Origin of the sequence: Prevotella pectinovora (assembly GCF_041323955.1) — a bacterium.
Lineage (GTDB): Bacteria > Bacteroidota > Bacteroidia > Bacteroidales > Bacteroidaceae > Prevotella > Prevotella pectinovora.
In genome coordinates, this window is the sequence record NZ_JBGLIV010000001.1 from 317,977 (window position 1) to 336,218 (window position 18,242).

At 48.3% G+C, this 18,242-nt stretch carries 10 protein-coding genes; 4 read left to right on the forward strand and 6 right to left on the reverse strand.

Annotated features, from left to right (window positions below):
* Positions 1-851: 851 nt before the first annotated feature.
* From ACDC99_RS01310 to ACDC99_RS01320, 3 genes are read right to left on the reverse strand one after another with little or no spacing between them, the layout of a single operon-like run.
* Positions 852-3,836, reverse strand: a complete 2,985-nt coding sequence (locus tag ACDC99_RS01310; RefSeq protein WP_370755468.1) for an InlB B-repeat-containing protein — start codon at positions 3,834-3,836, stop codon at positions 852-854.
* Between the two features lie 37 nt (positions 3,837-3,873).
* Positions 3,874-7,263, reverse strand: coding sequence for a S8 family serine peptidase (locus tag ACDC99_RS01315; RefSeq protein ID WP_370755470.1), 3,390 nt, complete (start codon positions 7,261-7,263; stop codon positions 3,874-3,876).
* Complete coding sequence (locus tag ACDC99_RS01320; protein ID WP_370755472.1) at positions 7,235-7,777, reverse strand: S8 family serine peptidase; 543 nt, start codon at positions 7,775-7,777, stop codon at positions 7,235-7,237. The genes ACDC99_RS01315 and ACDC99_RS01320 overlap by 29 nt, the downstream gene beginning before the upstream one ends.
* A gap of 897 nt (positions 7,778-8,674) precedes the next feature.
* On the opposite strand from ACDC99_RS01320, the gene ACDC99_RS01325 reads away from it, so the two are divergent.
* Positions 8,675-9,802: an AAA family ATPase gene (locus tag ACDC99_RS01325; RefSeq protein ID WP_330070952.1), complete on the forward strand. Its 1,128-nt coding sequence runs from the start codon at positions 8,675-8,677 to the stop codon at positions 9,800-9,802.
* Between the two features lie 36 nt (positions 9,803-9,838).
* On the opposite strand, the gene ACDC99_RS01330 is transcribed toward ACDC99_RS01325, so the two are convergent.
* The 3 genes from ACDC99_RS01330 to ACDC99_RS01340 all read right to left on the reverse strand — a co-directional run bounded on the left by ACDC99_RS01330 (position 9,839) and on the right by ACDC99_RS01340 (position 13,477).
* Positions 9,839-10,600 (reverse strand): lipocalin-like domain-containing protein, encoded by a 762-nt coding sequence (locus tag ACDC99_RS01330; RefSeq protein ID WP_042519366.1) that lies wholly within the window; start codon positions 10,598-10,600, stop codon positions 9,839-9,841.
* A 178-nt stretch (positions 10,601-10,778) separates the two neighbouring features.
* Positions 10,779-12,092: a hypothetical protein gene (locus ACDC99_RS01335; protein WP_370755475.1), complete on the reverse strand. Its 1,314-nt coding sequence runs from the start codon at positions 12,090-12,092 to the stop codon at positions 10,779-10,781.
* A gap of 179 nt (positions 12,093-12,271) precedes the next feature.
* Positions 12,272-13,477, reverse strand: coding sequence for an ISL3 family transposase (locus ACDC99_RS01340; protein WP_042517111.1), 1,206 nt, complete (start codon positions 13,475-13,477; stop codon positions 12,272-12,274).
* 186 nt (positions 13,478-13,663) lie between these two features.
* Here ACDC99_RS01340 and ACDC99_RS01345 point away from each other — a divergent pair, with 186 nt between their 5' ends.
* From ACDC99_RS01345 to ACDC99_RS01355, 3 genes are all read left to right on the forward strand, one after another.
* Complete coding sequence (locus ACDC99_RS01345) at positions 13,664-14,953, forward strand: IS1380-like element IS612 family transposase (RefSeq protein ID WP_005814044.1); 1,290 nt, start codon at positions 13,664-13,666, stop codon at positions 14,951-14,953.
* Between the two features lie 454 nt (positions 14,954-15,407).
* Complete coding sequence (locus ACDC99_RS01350; protein ID WP_370755476.1) at positions 15,408-16,466, forward strand: lysylphosphatidylglycerol synthase transmembrane domain-containing protein; 1,059 nt, start codon at positions 15,408-15,410, stop codon at positions 16,464-16,466.
* A 76-nt stretch (positions 16,467-16,542) separates the two neighbouring features.
* Positions 16,543-18,000 (forward strand): aminoacyl-histidine dipeptidase, encoded by a 1,458-nt coding sequence (locus ACDC99_RS01355; RefSeq protein WP_044079546.1) that lies wholly within the window; start codon positions 16,543-16,545, stop codon positions 17,998-18,000.
* The last annotated feature ends 242 nt before the right edge of the window (positions 18,001-18,242 follow it).

The following is an 18,242-nucleotide window of genomic DNA, read 5'->3' on the forward strand; positions in this document are numbered from 1 at the left end:
TTTGAATGTAACCATAAGCTTCTTATCCTTTTATATTTTATTGCGTTTTTATATTATCCGTTTTAGCCCCTGTGTCCATCAGTCTGCGGCGATGGACACTATATTCTCACCGATATTCTCATTCCGTGTTGATGTTGTGTCCCCAGCCTTCGGCGTGGACACAAATCAAAAAAAATGAAACACTGATTCCACGGACTTGACACGGATTGGTCTTTTCACGGATCCATTTTTTTTGATTTAATTTGGCCAATGATTTTGGATTCCATTATGGATTTATTTGGATTTGAGAGTGTTGACACACTCCCTTTCCTGGCGGTTTCAGTGTTATTACTCCGCATACTGCCATCAGCCCCCACCTAGCCTCAAACCCATCCTAACCTCAAACCCATCCTAATCTTCCCGAAGGGAAGGAACTGATTACTCCGATTATTGCTGTCAGCCCCCACCTAACCTCCCCCGAAGGGGAGGGACGGATACCATTGGCTACATGATTTTCGTCAGTAGTCGTCTGATTATCAGTGGTTTATCAATGGCAATAGTGACTGTCCCTCCCCTTCGGGGGAGGTTAGGTGGGGGCTGGAGTGATTATGTTGTGCTGTTGGGCTTGAGGTCAGGTTTGGTCTGGTGTCAATATCCGGAGTAACTTGTTCCTTCCCTTAGGGAAGGTCAGGATGGGTTTGAAGGTCAGGATGGGTTATCCTTTGGGAAGGTTAGGATGGGTTTTAGAACGAGAGGGGCTGATAGTAAAACCCCGTGTCCCATTTGGATTAAATCCAATGAGGACACGGGGCGCTGTCATTTGCATAGAGAGTGGACTACTGTTCAAAACGGTCTTATTGCCGATATTGACTTTACTTGTTTACCACCGTCTTGCCGTTTACGATGTAAATGCCTTGTGGGAGTTTCAGAATCTCTGTCAGGGTCATGTTCCTGCCTATGAGTATTCCACTCGTCGTATAGACACATGCATTGTCTCTATCTCCCATAATTTGTGCTATAGCGCACAATAGTTTGTATTTACCGTTTATCGTAATGTCATTGTCAGGCATTGTCTTTGGGTATTCTTCCCAACCCTCAAACTCATATCCTTCCTTTATCGGCACTTCCGGTTCAACGATTATCTCTCCGTATTCTACTTCCGTTTCGGCAATTGTCTCTCCGTCAATCTTCCATGTTACTTTATGGATGTTTACAGAGAATTCTCCCGTTACCGTCACATCATGTGCCGGCATCGTCTCTGGTATCTCCGACCATCCGCTGAAGGTATATCCTTCTTTGGTAGGTTCTGCCTCAGGAGTTATAGCAGCTCCAAATTCAAGAGTAATGGTCTTGTATACCTCACCATCCACTATATATTCTAATGTATAGGAGTTTATAGAGAACGAACCATTGACCGTTACGTCATGCGCCGGCATCGTCTCTGGTATCTCCGACCAACCGCTGAAGGAATATCCTTCTTTCTTAGGATTAGACTCAGGTGTAATTGCAGCTCCAAATTCAAGAGAAATGGTCTTGTATACCTCACCATCCACTATATATTCTAATGTATAGGAGTTGACCGAGAACGAACCGTTGACCGTCACATCATGTGCCGGCATTGTCTCTGGAATCTCCGACCATCCGCTGAAGGTATATCCCTCTTTGGTAGGTTCTGCCTCTGGAGTAATCGCAGTTCCAAATTCAATAGTCTCGGTCTTGAACGTTTTACCGTCAACTACATATTTCAACGAATAACTATTAGGGGTGAACTTTGCGGCGAGGCGGATGTCCTCGTTCACTGTGATGGTTCGGGGATTGTCGGTATTGCCGTCAGACCATGAGTCGAAACTGTAGCCCTCGTCGGGTATTGCCGTCAGAGTAGCTATAGCACCGAGGTCGTAAGAACCGCCACCCTCCACAGAACCATGTTCTGAGCCTGTGATGTAAATGGTCCTTACCGGTTTCACCACATTTACCATCGCATTGTTGCCAGCCCCCGAATACTTGTTCGTCAGCCCTGGAGTGGACAGCAGGATGTTGCTGATCTGTATGTTATAGTTGCCAAAAGCAGCATCCTTCTTCACAGGCAGCAATATCGTCATCACATTGCCGTCGCCTTTGGCAATCTCGCCGCCGCCAAGCGAATAACAGAAATAACGCCTCTTGCCTTTGCCTATGCTGCGGCTCGTTGCCGTGAATCCTTTCGCTCTATCCGACCAATCATACTTGTCGAGAATGTCAAAACAACTTGTGTCATAATCCACATCAAACTGCAAACCGTTCACCACATCATTGTTTGATAATGCAATCTGAAGGCGCAGCGTGTCGCCTGGTTCCACATCAGCCCCCGTGAGCGTGATATAGTTGGGCGAGTATCTGTTTGCCCTCACCTTGATGTTGTGCAGTCTGCGGTCTGGGTCGTTGGTGTATAGCTGTATCAGTTCGTCGTAATCACGTTCCTCCACATCGTCCAACATTACATCAATGTCAGTTTCTTCATTTGGCTTGATGATGATGGGTAGCTGTGCGCCAACCTTCAGATGTTCCGAACTTGACACTATGCGGTCTATGCGCAGCGGAGCCGAACCATAGTTGTTTATGCGGAACGAAGTTTTCGCTACTTGTGTGATAGGAGTGCGTCCGAGGTCAATCTCGTCGGTAGCATTGATTCGCGGACTCAGGATGTTGATGTAGCCCTCATATTTGTCCGACAACACATCCGTGAGCTTTCCCTTTATGTTTGCCGTCAGCATGGCTTTCGCGGCTCCAAGCGAAGTGCCGTATCTGCCGTTCAATTTCACCTTGAATGTGGCTACCACACCGTCGTTGCCCGTAAACGGCGAATCGCTGAGTGAGAAAGCAAGTGCATGCAGCGTCCTTCCCTTCATCGAAGCGCCCATCTGATGGTCTGTCTTACGAGCAGAGAGAGCAAAGCTGCCGTCCACATACTCCAGCTGCTCCGGCATATTGAAGTCGAACTGGAATCCCGTGATGTCGTCCATATTGTTCATGCGCAAAGCCACGGTGACGATGCTGTCTGCCACGCCTTCGGCATTCTCCACATGCAGCTCGTTCACGGCAAAAGGCAGAGCCTTCAGCTTCACTGTGTTCAGCTTGTAGATGCTGTTGCATAGGAATTTCACCTCCTCCGTTATGCCGCCACGTTCCACGGGGGCATAGTTGATGGTGAACTCCCTGCTGCTGCCAGCCTCAATCTCTATCGGGAAAGACTCGTTGCAGGAAAACTCCGTGGCGCTGAACTGCAGTCCGCTGAATATCAGCGGAGCGTTGCCCACGTTGCTCACCCTCACCGTCTGCTGATACGAACTCCTGATAGGCACTCTGCCATAGTCGATCTCCAATGTGCTGTATTCAGACTTGGCGCACAATATGGTGGCGTTGCCGTCGGTGGCGGCAGCACCCGGTAGGGTAGTGCCGTCGCTGTCCGTTATCACCACCTTGTCGGCACTCAGCGTGATGCTCGACGGAGCGTTGCCCAACTTCAGCCGCACTGTGGCTATGTCGCCGCTGCCCGGAGCGATGGCGTCCATCGACATTGAATAAACGAAGATGTTCAGCTTGCCGTCTTTCACACCTGCCGTCACTTTGTGTTTGCTCGTCCTGTCGGTGGTCATGGCGGAGTTCTCCACGAGTTCGAGCCGTGAGTCTATCGGTATCGAAACCTGCACCGACGACACGTTGTCGCTGTTGGTCAGCCCCACCCGTAGCTCCACGATGTCGCCAGGCTTGCCCTCCACCGACCCTATGTCAACGATATTATCAGCAGCGGCACGTGCCGCCACCGATAATATCATGATACATACAAGCAGGAGATGCTTGATGATGCTTTTCTTCATAAGTAATAAATTAAATGTGTCTCATTATGAAGACCGGTTATTTCACCATCTTCTTGCCGTCAACGATGTAAACGCCGGCAGGCAGTTTCTTGAGGTCGCTGCTGCGTCCTGACAATTTCACTCCCGTGAGAGTGTATATTCCCGACACGTTCATCACGTCAGAACCCAGACGGGTGATGCTTGACAATTCGCCAGCCTTAGCCTCCACGTTCTTTCCTGCAGCATCGCTCAGTCTGATGTCCATAATCTTGGCGTTGCCGATGTTCAGTATGGCATGCTTGCCGGCAGCGAGAGTCTTGCCGCTCATGCTATATGCAAGGTATATGAAGTCGTTGTCGCTGAGCCATGACGAAGCCTGCTCGAAGCCCTCCATCTCGCCGGTGGCGGTAACTTCGCTTCCCTTCTCTGTGGCGATCTGAATCTGCACACCTGCGAGGTTCACCGGTGAGTCAACGTATACGATGCCGTTCTCCACGGTGTATGTAGCCGTAGCCATTGCCATTGAGCTTACGTCGGCATTAGGGTTGAGAATGGTGCGGATGATGCCCACCACGTCGAGGATGTCAATCTGCAGGTCCGTGTTTACGTCGGCTGCCTCGAAGATGAACGGCTTCGGTTCCTGACCTGAAGCATAGTTTACGGTGGTTATCACGTCGGCAACGTCCACTTTGCCCGAACCGTTAGCATCGCCGAGAGTAGAGGTCATCGGAGTGACAGCCACAACATTTGACGGGTCGGTCTCCTTAAGGTCTGTAGTTATCACCTTATACTGATAGCAGTATGTGGTTCCCGGCACCACGTCGTAGTCTACGTATTCGAGCGTCTCGTTGTCGAGAAGCTGCTTGTTCACCTTTATCGTGTCGCCCTTGTCGGTGTAGCGGTAAAGGTTGTAGCCGAGAAAGTCGTCGAAGCTGTTCTGCACGTCGTTCCACGACAGCGTCACCTTGCCGAGACCAGCCTCGCCCATGAAGCCCGTGCTCAGCGAACCGGCAGCCTGCACGTTCACATTGAAACGGCTGTTCTCGATAGGGATTTCGAAGCCCTCGTTGTCTTTCGCTCCGTCCACATAGATGCGGTTCAATCCGTCAGCGCCGGTCTTTCCTGTGATGGTCAGGTAGGTTGTATAGACCAAGCTGTCGGCGCTCCATGTTCCCTCTTCGGCGATAGGAATCTGTGTGTATGGCATTCGCACACCCATTGCCACCATCGGCGTTACGCTGGTGCGCATCGGGCGGTTGAAATATACTTCAAACTTATGCTTGCCTACACCCAATGGCGGCAGCATGTCAAACTCGTCCTGAGCATCGTAACCATCGACTACTACTTTCCATACTACGCCGTGAGCCTCTGCGTTAGGACGTGTGAGCATGTTGGAGAGGTCGTATTCGGTGGTATAGAAATTGTTATGGATGTCAAGGATGCTTTTTCTTACAGTGGCTTCTTTGGAGGAACCGAAATAGTTGGGGTTGTCGGTGGTGTAAACTGTTGCATTTGTCCTGATTCCAACACGTTCATTGTTCCAAATATTAGAAGAATTGAATCTATTTAATGCAATAAGGCCTATATTGTCGTACAGTGCATAATTGTTGATAAGGTTTGATTTTTCAAAACGACCATCTCCTGTTACATAGATAGTATTGTTATAGATATTGCAACCATTATTATTATTATTATTTTCAAGGTCTGGTGTTCGGGATATATAGTTATTATCAATAATAACATTATTAAAGTTTCCACTACAGTAATTTATACGAGATTCTTTCAATTCTGTATAGCTAAAACCAGATAAATTAATATTGGCATCCCAGTCTCCGTTATTCTTGTTGGCTATCCCCTCCAACACAATCAGACTATCCGGCTTACCTGCCGCATTTATAGTACCTCGATTTTCAAAGTATGTTCCTTTAAACTCCAACTTTGTTCCCGGCTTGATTGTCAGCGTAACGCCTTCAGGTATAACAAGATTCTTTGTCACAATATAATGCACGTTAGGATAAAGCGTCATGTCTTTCTTTATGACGCCGCCAATCTCCACACCGTTCTCCACGGTGAGAGTAATGTCTTGAGTAATTTCGCCCTCCATACCGTCGCACGTTCCCTTGATGACAAGGTGGATATGTCGGTTGTCTGCACACTTGTCATTAATCTTTATTCTCAATGGCTCTGCACTCCTTGCTTTTCCGTATGCGCTCAGTTCCGAACCGAAGCCAGCCTCTTTCTTTATAAACTCCACAATCTGCGGATCCTCGTTCTCACCAAGTTCTATAGACAGTTTTATGTTCTTAGCCTTGCCCCATGAGTTGCGCACGATAGGATATATGTCGATAATTTCGCCGGCATCAGGTCTGCCATCACCGTCACCGACATTGGTGCTGTCGTCCATTTCGTAGGTCACGAAAGAGAGTTCAGGTATGCGGTCCTCGTCCTTTATTGAGAAAGCCTTATAGATGTCGAGTCCCCCCGTTGCTGAACGTGCTTTGATAAGGTCGCCAAAGAGATATTCCTTGTTTGCGTATTCTTTTGACTGTATGAGACGCGACAATGCGCCAGCCACCATCGGTGTAGCCATAGACGTACCGTTCAGCGATTTGTAGTTTCCGCCGGGGTATGTACTTTCGATGTTTGCTCCGGGCGCAAGCAATTCATAGTTATACAGTTTGTCCTCTCCCCATTCGGTATAGGTAGGCCCATTGTCGTCATAATTACTGAAGCTTGCGATATTACCCTCGCTATTCATTGCCTGAACACCAAGCACAAAAGTGTAAGAACCAGGATACATCGGTGCAGGACCCATTTGTCCTCTTTCAGGATGCGCATGGTTAAGACACTTTCCATCATTTCCAGCCGCCGCCACGAGCACAGCTTTCTGATAAGCTCTGCCCAAAGCCTGCTCCTCGGCTTTTGATTCGCCATAACTACCGAAGCTCATGCTGATGATGTCGGCATCGTTAGCCACAGCATAGTCGATGCCCTTGATGATGGTTGCCACATCGCCGGTGCCGTCGCTCTGCATCACCGTCACGGGCATGATGAGTGCGTCGGGGTTGGCACCAACGATGCCGATGCCGTTGCCACCAACGGCAGCAGCGATGCCGGCGCAATGAGTGCCGTGACCGTTCCAGTCGCCGATGCGTCCTGTCTGGTTCACGAAGTCCCATCCGTGTACGTCATCATTAAATCCGTTGCCGTCGTCGTCATAGTCTTCGGCGCCTTCAGACTCTTTGGTGTTAGTCCAGATGTTTGCTTTGAGGTCGGGGTGGTCGATGTCCACACCCGTATCGAGAATTGCTATTATCGGTCGTTTTTGTGTTATGATAGGTTGTTGCCACAATTGGGGCAACTTCATGGTCTGCAGTCCCCACTGCTGACCGAAGAGTGGGTCGTCGTAGCTTATATTATTACCCCCCGTTGGCTTGGTCTTGTACATCCATCAGTGCCTTGCTCTGTCCGGCTTGTGATTCTGTGTTGCCGAGGGCGTATACTATTCTGTTAGGCTCGGCGTATTCAACGTCGGCAAGTTTTGCCAACTTTGCCACAGCCTCTTCAGTGTTGCGCACCTTGGTCTTGTCGAAGTGCATCAGATAGATGCGGTTCATGGCAGGTGCAGCCACGGTCTTGCCGTTTACGCTGCGTGCCAGGCGTTTCACCTGCTGGTTGCCAGACAGCGGCATCAGCGCCTCTACCTCAGAGACGCCGAGTTCGCGCAGTGTGGCATCGATGCTGTTTACGCCAGAAGTTCTGAACTTCGTGCGGCGTGGCGCATTGATTTGTGCGGCGCTCTGGTCTTTGAACTTAACGATAACCTCTCCCTCTCTGTAGTTGTAGGCAGAGAAACGGGCATCTACCTTTACCACTTCATCCTCGTTGTTGCGGTCTTGTGCCATTGTTGGTATGGCGGCAAGGGCTGTCAACGCGATAGTAAAAATGCGATGTAGTTCCATAATGTTATGTTTTAAATGTTAATTATATATGCGATAGAGTTGTTTACTTTATCTGTGGGTATAGGTCTTCACTTATTCCACGACATAGGTTACTTTCTTTGATATAGCTTTCTTTGTCCTTTTTGTTATTATTTGAAGTTTGGGTTAAAATACTAATAATATGCAAAATTATTAAATATAAAGATGTGAAGCAAGTGTTTTGTATGATTTTTTTTAGGTTGTGGATTTGGGCAGCAAAAGGGAGTGCCACAAGAACTCGCAAATCCATAGAAAATCCTGATAATAATCCAATAACCATTAGCCAACTAAGAAATCAGTGAAAAAGCCAAATCAGTTATTACTCCGTATACTGCCATCAGCCCCCACCTAGCCTCCCCCGTAGGGGAGGGACTAGTTACTCTTGACTATTTGATTATCAGCGGATTACCATAAATCGGAGTAACCAGCATCTCCCCAACGGGGGAGATGCTGGTTACTCCGTCTTGTTGTTAAGTTACTGTAATAGGCAAATTATGATTGCAAAATCAGGGAACATGCGATGCCCTCGTAAAACGTCCTGTTTATGCAGTATTGCGTACAAATTCAAGAATTTGGAAGCCATAATCTTGACAAAATTGTGATTATTCGGAGAGTATGCATATCTTTGCGATGTGACAAGAGACGGTGGTCTTTTGGTTAAACCCCAAACGGTCATCAGGCCGTTAAAAACCACTCTTCTAAATAATCAAAATCCAGGCAAGCCCTAATGACCGTTTTGGGTTAAACGGCCTAATGACCGTTTGGGGATTAATCTCGAAGAAAAATCGTTTGGCTTTTACTTGCAACAGTCTGACGAAAGATGTATCTTTGCATTACATAAAATATGTAACATAAAACATGTAATGACAGTAAAGCGCTATGGAACAACTGAATAACCCCTTCGTGATATATGGATATAAGGGAGCGGAATACTTCTGCGACCGCAAGAAAGAAACGAAGACCATCGTGGAAGCTCTGGAAAATGAGCGCAACGTAGTGTTGATGTCGCCACGGCGTATCGGCAAGACGGGACTTATACATCATGTGTTTGAGAACATACAGGATGCGGATTCCGCTGTGAAATGTTTTTATATGGACATCAATGCCACACGGAGCATGGAGCAGTTCGTGCAGCTCTTGGGAAAGACGGTGATTGGAAAGGTAGACACGTTCTCACAGTCGGCAATGCGAAAGATAAACGCATTTTTCGCCAGCTACAAGCCGACAATGTCGTTTGATGAGCTGACGGGTATTCCTACGTTTTCCATTACCGTGCAGCCCAACCAGAGGGAAGAGTCGCTGAAACAGATTTTTGATTATCTGCGACTATCGGAAAAGCGTATCTATATCGCCATAGACGAGTTTCAGCAGATAGCAGAATATCCGGAGGGTAGGGCAGAGGCGCTATTGAGATCATACATACAGTTTCTGCCGAATGTGTATTTCATCTTTGCCGGCAGCAAGCAGCATATGATGACGGATATGTTCCTGTCAGCCAAGCGCCCGTTTTATCAGAGTTCGCAGATGGTGTCGCTGCCGCTTATCGACAGGCAGGAATATCAGGCTTTTGCAAATCGGTGGATGGCGAAGAAGGGGTTGTCTGTCGATGATGAGGTGTTCGGGTATCTGTATGATTGTGTTGACGGGCAGACATGGTATGTGCAGGACATATTGAACCGTCTGTATCAGAACGGCAGACCGATAACGAGAGAAGAGGTGAAGGTGGTAATAGACGAACTGGTGGATGAGCAGGAAGTGGCTTTCATAAACTATTATGAGTCGCTCACCGACAACCAGTCTGCTCTCCTGACAGCCATAGCCTGTGAGGGGAAGGTGGCATCGGTGATGTCGCAGGAGTTCTTGGCAAAATACCGTCTTCCGGCGGCAAGCAGTGTGAGTCTTGCTCTCAAGACATTGGTCAGCCGTGAGTTTGTATATCGCTACGGGGAGGCATACATTGTTTATGACCGCTTCTTCGGCATGTGGCTGCGGAAGAAACTGGCTTAATGGTGCTCCTGTCGGTGTGCTTGCGGCAGTCTGCCGTTACTTCTTGCGGTAGTATGCCCTTATGCCGTCTTTGAATTTCAGCTGCAGACTGTCTTTCATCATGAGTACAATCTCCACGGTGTCTTTCTGAGGCTTCAGTTTGCGGCGCTTCTTGTTGCCGGTGTCTATCGTTCCCTCGGTGAACACCAGTCTGCCGTTGAGCACATGCCACTCCTTGTAGTATTCCGCCTGTGGATATTCCACGGGGCTCTCGCCCGTCAGACTCGTCTGCTTGAAACGCAGTCCCACGGGCTCCATCGTGAACTGCTTCTTGATTTTGAATCCCTGTTCTATCGGCACCATCAGCTTCTGTATCATGGAGTCGCGTTCCGGACCGGCTTTTGGCTGCGGCATACCGGCGATGTGGGGCATCTTGCGCAGTTTCGGCATCACCTGATACACCCATGTGCCCTTCAGCTCATCGAGGTCTATCACGATGTCAGCCTTCCTCTTGTCCTCCTTGTTTATTACGATGGCGAGCTGGTCGCCGATCTTCGGTCTGCCGAACACCTGTCGGGACTGCATGGCGTCGATGATGCTGAACGTTATGGGGTCGCTGTCGTCGGTAGGCAGCACTACCACTACGGAGTCGGTGCATCCCTCGCAGGCAAGTCCGTAGAATGTGGAGTCGCCGGGTATGCGCTCGTCTTTCACCACAGCAGGTTTGTCGTCGCTTTTCTTGTCGGATGAGCATGCTGCCGTGATGGTGAATATCGCTGCTGCTATTATGAATAGGGGTAGGAATCTCGATGTTCTCATTGTCTTGTATTTTTGTTTGTTTTCTTCTTCAAGGCAAAGGTAGCGTAATTTGTGTGAAATCACAAGACAATCAATTAAAAAAAAGAGCGGACCCCGTCTGTGAGTCCGCCCCTCGTATTGTTTTTCGGCTGCTGCCATATCCGGGAAAATCAGTCATTCCGCGATATGGCGGCTGTCGTTATCTGTTGAAAGATTTGATAGCCTTTCCGTTTCTCATGAGCATCATATTGAAGCCACGCACTTTGGCGTCCTTCTGAACCTGCTTGCCGTCGGCAGTGAAACGAGCCACAACCTTGTTTGCAGCGTCGGCAGATGGTGCAGACTCCACGGCGTCGGTGTCGTCATACTGAGTGTCGAGAACCCAAGACACATATCCGCCGCCGAGCTCATCAGAAGTCTCGCCCTCTTTGTATGCGAATCCGGCGATGTAGCGACCGTCGGCAGAGATGGCAGCAGGAACGTTGAATGCACCGTTGTCGTAGTCGGCAAGGAGAGTAGCCTTAGGGAATTCAGAGGCGAGCGCCTTGATGCTTTCGTCGCCCTTCTTCCAGATGAATCCCAGACGCGGTCCGTAGAGTCCGCCGCCATAGAATCCGATGATTGTGCCTTCGTCAGAAACGGCGGAGCCAAACACCTGGCTTCCTGAATTTACGAACATCTCGTCTTCGGCATTAGGAGTGAATAATTCCAGAGAGTCGTTCTCCGTGTTGTAGCGTGCCACGCTCTGGATGGATTCCCACTCACCGGTATACTGCTCGTAGTTTATCACCAGGTATTTTCCGTTGGCACTCATCACAGTCTGGTCGCAGCTGAATATTATGAATGGCAAAGTAGATTCCGTTGTAGCCGCAAAATACGGACGGGAGAAAGGATAAGGCATAAATGTCTTTCCGTCGCGGTTTGGAGCCCACAGCAGGGCAGGACGCGTAGCCATATCATCAACCCAATATCCGGATATTATGGAGTCGTTGGAAACCGACAGGGCAGTAGCACCGGAACTGGTAGCGCCGAGGAACTTGTCAGAAGGCTGCGGCAGGTCTACCGGAGTGCCCTCGTTGAAGATACAAGGTGTTCCCTCGGAGTCATCACCGTCGTAGCGAGCACCAACAATCAGTTTTCCGTTCGGACTGATACCCATGAAAGTATACTGTTCGTTCTCGCCGAACTGAGTGCACTGCTCTGTGGCGAAATCGAATGTTGCTGCAGGACCGTTCCATCCCACAGCCACGCCATTGTCGGCCATAGACTTGATCTGTACGTCTGTTTCTGCGTCAGCGGCAGGGAAAGCCACAAACTTCTTGCTTTCCATATCGTATATCCATGCCTCGTTGACGCCAAATCCCACACCGCCAAAGAATTTGCCGTTTGGAGACAATGTTGTGCCCAGGAGCTCTACACCTTCTGGATCAGGAATTTCAGTTATCCCATTCTGTGCCATCATCGCACTGCTTGTTGCCATCATCGCAACCATTGTTAGTAAAGTCTTTCTCATATCTTTTCGTTTTTATTGTGATTAGTTTCGCATATTGTGTGCGTTTTCGTATTACAAAAGTAATGATTATTTTGGATATACTGCAAGAAAAATGCTAAAATATTACATATCCTTAATTCCGCAACACTATAATTTAACTTTATTTATAAGTTCCTGAGCAACAAAAAGTGGTTCTTCCGTTAAATGCGTAGACGCTTGTCGTGTAGAGCGTATAGCTTTAACGTGAAGAATTCATCATTTCTGAATCCATACATTTGTCTTTTCAGCACTTTAATCTTGTTGTTTATACCTTCAGTAGGGCCATTTGATATCGGGTAGTCATACCATGCAAGTATATATGGCTTGTAGGCCCGCAAGGTAGCAGCCATTTTGACCAATGGCTGTATTTTTGAATCCATGGCCTGCCGCACCCATTCGTTTAGCACCAATTCTGCATCATCCTTGTTGGTTTGGTTCCATATTTCCCTCAAGTCTTCTTTCAGGTAATATGCAATCATCAACGGTTCATTCAAGTTCAGCACATTGTCAAGTCTTGTCTTGTATTTTGCGTCAAAGATGTCGTTGCCGTTTCTCAGCAATATCCAGCGCGTGCCCTTGATTACCTTACGCTTGTTAACGTCTTTCTCAGCATGCCACAACTGGCGGCGCAACTGGTCTATCCTTTCATTCATGAGCTTTACCACATGAAAATGATCCACGACAAGAGAGGCATTGGGGAGATTTGCCGTTACCGCCCCCGTATAAGCAGACGACAAGTCTGTGCATACGGCTTTTATGTCATTCTTTCTGTCTCCGAGCTTGTTCCAGAATTCCTCAAGCGAAGCCTTGCCGTTACCGTCACCTACAAAGACAATCCGCCCGGTTTCCAAGTCTACGACTATCGTCTTGTAAACTTGTCCCTTGTGGGTAGCGAACTCGTCTATGGATATGTATCTGAGGTTTGAAAGGTCAGGGCTGCCATACTCCTTTTGCAGGAACTCCATCTGTATGTTCCGCACCATGTCCCAAGATACATCCAGGAACCATGCAATGTCCTGTATAGTTGCAAAGCGCGACAAGTCTATAACCATATTGGCGAAAGCGGTCGTATGCCTGCGCTTGCCTTTTGCGAAATCGACATCCTCGTTCTTTATGCAGCCACAATCAGAACATTTGACACGTTGGATCTTCATCTCGACGAAAGTCTTTGAACAACCTATCGGCACGCTCACAAAGCGTCTGGCCGTGAAACCATTACGGACTACATTATGGCTTCCACACTCCGGACAGCAAAGTTTGTCTGATGGAGTTTGGATATTCAAAACTATTTTATTACTTTCGCAACGCATATCCAAACATTCTTGCAAGGATATGCCAAAAGCTTTATGCATTATGCTGGCATTCATTTATCATTGAGTTTGGTCACTACAAAGATAGATGATGCCAGCTTTATTTTTATCATAATATAAAATTTTTTTTTCTATCTATGCATTTAACGGAAGAACCCAAAAAGTTGCCCAGGATTTTGCCATGTCAGAATTTTCACTTATCTTAGTGTTGCAAAAAGAAAACAAGCAAAACTCTAATATGACATGGCAAAAATACAAATTAAATCTGAGAAACTCACACCTTTTGGAGGAATTTTTTCAATCATGGAGAAATTTGACTCCATGCTTTCACCCGTTATCGACTCAACACTGGGTCAGAGATGCAGCAGTATCTTCGGATATCAGTTCAGCGAGATAGTCCGTTCGCTGATGAGCGTTTATTTCTGTGGCGGCTCATGCGTGGAAGATGTAACGTCACAACTGATGCGCCATCTCTCGTATCATCCTACCCTTCGTACATGCAGCTCTGATACCATCCTCAGAGCCATCAAGGAACTGACACAGGAAAACATCTCCTATACTTCCGACCAAGGCAAGACCTATGATTTCAATACTGCAGACAAACTCAACACATTGCTTATAAACGCTTTGGTTTCTACAGGCGAGTTGAAGGAAATTGAGGAATACGATGTTGACTTTGACCATCAGTTCCTTGAAACGGAGAAGTATGATGCAAAACCGACCTACAAAAAGTTCCTCGGCTACAGGCCTGGCGTATATGTTATCGGTGACAAGATAGTCTATATCGAGAACAGCGATGGTAACACGAATGTGCGTTTTCATCAGGCAGACACCCATAAGAGATTCTTCGCTCTTCTGGAATCCCAGAACATCCGTGTAAATCGCTTCAGGGCAGACTGCGGTTCCTGCTCGAAGGAAATCGTCAGTGAGATAGAGAAGCATTGCAAACATTTCTACATCCGTGCCAACCGATGCAGTTCGCTCTACAATGACATCTTTGCTCTGAGAGGATGGAAGACGGAGGAGATTAACGGCATCCAGTTCGAACTCAATTCCATTCTCGTTGAGAAATGGGAAGGCAAGTGCTATCGTCTTGTCATCCAGAGACAAAGACGCAACAGTGGCGACCTTGACCTGTGGGAAGGCGAATACACTTACCGTTGTATTCTGACCAACGATTACAAGTCATCGACAAGGGACATTGTTGAATTCTACAATCTGCGTGGCGGCAAGGAACGTATCTTTGACGACATGAACAACGGATTCGGTTGGAGCAGGCTCCCCAAGTCATTCATGGCGGAGAATACTGTCTTTCTTCTGCTTACTGCATTGATACACAATTTCTACAAGACCATCATGAGCAGGCTTGACACCAAGGCTTTTGGGCTCAAGAAAACGAGTCGCATAAAGGCTTTTGTCTTCAGATTCATCTCCGTACCTGCCAAGTGGATCATGACTGCAAGGCAATACGTGCTGAATATCTACACAGAGAACCGAGCTTATGCAAAACCCTTCAAAACAGAATTCGGATAAGAATCCTTTCTTTCCGGTTTGAATCTGCGTATTACCTCAAGTCGCATCGTGGGGTAAGGGGATGGTGGCTACATATTGATGTTGTGCTGTTGCTTTTTACTGAAAGCTGCTACTAACGACTCATAAATCTACCCTTAATCGTGTATTGGATGATAGTTGCGGATTTTAGGCATATATTATCCGTTTTGTCGACAAATAGTAAGTTTTTAGGGTCTGTTGGTGATATTCTATTAATAAGATAAGGTGTATGAGATACAGATGCTGTAACGCAGATTCCCTGTGTTGATTATCACGTTTGACCGGTTTCTTAAGAACAAGATGAGCGAAACTTCGTAATTCAACCCAAAACGGTAATAGACGGTGTTATGACAGGTTTGGACTTAAAATAAATAAATTATTTTGTATTGCTCACGATTTAGTTTATCTTTGCAATGTCAAAGGAAAGAGAATATAAGTGAAAAGAACAAAGATAAGCAATGTAGCTCTGAAATTCGTGCTGCCCGTGTTGCTCGGAGGAGTGATACTTTATTGGATGTATCGCGACTTCGACTTCAAACGCATAGAGAAAGTGATGCTACACGACATGGACTGGACATGGATGCTGCTGTCGCTGCCGTTCGGTATCACGGCACAGCTCTTCAGAGGCATAAGATGGCAGCAGACCCTGGAGCCGGTGGGCGAGAAGCCACGCCTCTCCACATGCGTCAACGCCATCTTCCTGTCATACGCCGCAAGTCTCGTGATACCCCGGGTGGGCGAGTTTACACGCTGCGGAGTGTTGAAGAAATGCGACGGAGTGTCGTTTCCGAAAGCCTTGGGGACGGTGGTCACGGAGCGAGCCATCGACACGCTGCTCGTGATGATAGTGACGGGAGTGACGCTGCTGGCGCAGATGACAATCTTTGAGAGCTTCTTTCTGAGCACCGGAACGAGCATCGACGGCATACTGGCAAAATTCTCTGCCACAGGATATGTGGTGACGGCGATTTGCGCCGTGGCAGTGTTGGTGTTGCTCCATTTCCTGCTCAAACGCCTGTCGATATATAATAAGGTGAAGGCAACGCTCAGCGGCATCTGGCAGGGAATGCTCTCGCTGAAGAGCGTGAAGAACATACCGTTGTTCATCGTGCTCACGCTCGGAATATGGGTGAGCTACTTCCTGCACTACTATCTCACGTTCTTCTGCTTCGGCTTCACCTCGGGCATGGGAGTGACGTGTGCCCTCGCCACCTTCGTGGTGGGAAGCATAGCGGTGATAGTACCCACGCCAAACGGAGCCGGACCATGGCATTTCGCCGTGAAGACGATGCTGCTGCTGTATGGTTCGGCAGCCCTCGGTCCCAATGCCATCACGGCAGACGAGGCACTCTCGTTTGTGCTCATCGTTCACACCATACAGACGATGCTCGTGGTGCTGCTCGGAGTGTGGGCTATGATAATGCTGAAGGCCCGTCCGCAAGCCATCTCGGAAATAGTGGAAAGGGAGGGAACGGACAGTATGGCGCAGAGATAACGAAACCGACTTTTTTTACAACCACGCTTCTCCGCACGAAGAATGCGATGCCGGAGGAGCCTAAACTTTAAATACTATGAGTGAAATCAGAAACCTGAAGCCAGAGTGCATCTGGAGAAACTTCGATGAGCTGACAAAAGTGCCACGCCCATCAGGACATTTGGAGAAAGTGCAAAAGTTCTTGCTTGAGTTTGCAAAACGTGTTGGTGTGGAGGCATTCCAGGATGCAGCCGGAAACATCGTGATGCGCAAACCGGCATCCGCTGGTATGGAAAACCGCAAGACAGCCATTCTGCAGGCCCACATGGACATGGTGCCACAGAAAGACCCCAAGAGCACTCACAACTTCGAGACCGATCCTATCGAGACATGGATCGACGGTGAGTGGGTAAGAGCAAAGGGCACTACGCTCGGCGCCGACAACGGTATGGGAGTGGCTGCCATCATGGCAATCATGGAGGACAACACGCTGAAGCACGGTCCGCTGGAGGCTCTCATCACCGCTGATGAAGAGACAGGCATGTTTGGTGTTACCGGCCTGCCAGAGGGCGAACTCGAGGGAACAATCCTCCTGAACCTCGACACAGAGGACGAGGGCGAGCTCATCATCGGTAGTGCCGGTGGTGTGGACATCACAGCAACTCTCGACTACAAAGAGGTGGAGACCGACAAGACCGACATCGCCGTAGCAGTGACCGTGAAGGGCTTGAAGGGTGGACACTCTGGACTGGAAATCGGTCTGGGCAGAGGAAACGCCAACAAGATGCTCGTGCGCATCGTTCGCGAGGCAATCACCGACGACGAGGCCCGTCTGGCTACATGGCACGGAGGAAACATGCGTAACGCCATTCCTTTTGAGGCTACGGCAGTGCTCACAATGCCTAAGGAGAACAAGGAAGACTTCATGGCTCTCTGCGCTGACTTCAAGGAGGATTTCATCGCTGAATATAAGGGTATAGAGGACGGTATCGACGTAGTGGTAGAGGATGTGGAGCTGCCTGCAACACAGATGCCACAGGAGATACAGGACAACATCGTTGACGCTATCTATGCCGTTCACAACGGCGTATGGCGCTACATCCCGTCTATCCCTGGAATCGTGGAGACATCATCAAACTTCGCTATCATCAACATCGAGGGTGGCAGCGTGGCATTCAAGTTCCTGGCACGCAGCTCAAGCGATAGCGTGAAGGCAGAGATCGGCGCTTCTATCGAGAGCTGCCTGAACATGGCAGGCATGAAGGTGGTGTTCAGCGGCGAGTATGGCGGCTGGGATCCAAACCCAGACAGCGAGCTGATCAAGGAGATGTGTGGCATCTACCGCAAACTCTTCAACAAGGAGCCTACAGTACAGGTGGTACATGCAGGTCTGGAGTGCAGCATGATCCTGAACAAATATCCAGGTCTTGACATCTGCTCATTCGGTCCGACACTCCGTTCACCTCACACTCAGAACGAGCGTTGCCTGATTCCTACAGTTCCTATGTTCTGGGATCTGCTCGTGAAGACTCTTGAGGAAATTCCTGAGAAGTAATATTGAATCCATCATCCCTCAACTGGCATGTCGGGACACTCCATGATGCCAGTGGGGGATAACCCAATCATCGTGATTTGGGATAATCCGAAATCGGTTATCAGACCATTCGGGAACAAACAATAAGCCGTGTTGACAACTACACTCTCTGTAGCATTGTCAACACGGCTTTTGGTTTTATCTCTTGCTTTATTCTTTGCTTATTTATCCCTTGCTTTATTCTTAGCTCGTCATTTGCCTAT

Excerpts from the sequence above, each read along its gene's own strand:
- ACDC99_RS01315 (WP_370755470.1), bottom strand. The coding sequence starts at position 7,263 with ATGTACAAGACCAAGCCAACGGGGGGTAATAATATAAGCTACGACGAC.
- ACDC99_RS01345 (WP_005814044.1), top strand. The coding sequence starts at position 13,664 with ATGGCAAAAATACAAATTAAATCTGAGAAACTCACACCTTTTGGAGGA.
- ACDC99_RS01335 (WP_370755475.1), bottom strand. The coding sequence starts at position 12,092 with ATGAGAAAGACTTTACTAACAATGGTTGCGATGATGGCAACAAGCAGT.
- ACDC99_RS01325 (WP_330070952.1), top strand. The coding sequence starts at position 8,675 with ATGGAACAACTGAATAACCCCTTCGTGATATATGGATATAAGGGAGCG.
- ACDC99_RS01310 (WP_370755468.1), bottom strand. The coding sequence starts at position 3,836 with ATGAAGAAAAGCATCATCAAGCATCTCCTGCTTGTATGTATCATGATA.
- ACDC99_RS01340 (WP_042517111.1), bottom strand. The coding sequence starts at position 13,477 with ATGAATGCCAGCATAATGCATAAAGCTTTTGGCATATCCTTGCAAGAA.
- ACDC99_RS01355 (WP_044079546.1), top strand. The coding sequence starts at position 16,543 with ATGAGTGAAATCAGAAACCTGAAGCCAGAGTGCATCTGGAGAAACTTC.
- ACDC99_RS01330 (WP_042519366.1), bottom strand. The coding sequence starts at position 10,600 with ATGAGAACATCGAGATTCCTACCCCTATTCATAATAGCAGCAGCGATA.
- ACDC99_RS01320 (WP_370755472.1), bottom strand. The coding sequence starts at position 7,777 with ATGGAACTACATCGCATTTTTACTATCGCGTTGACAGCCCTTGCCGCC.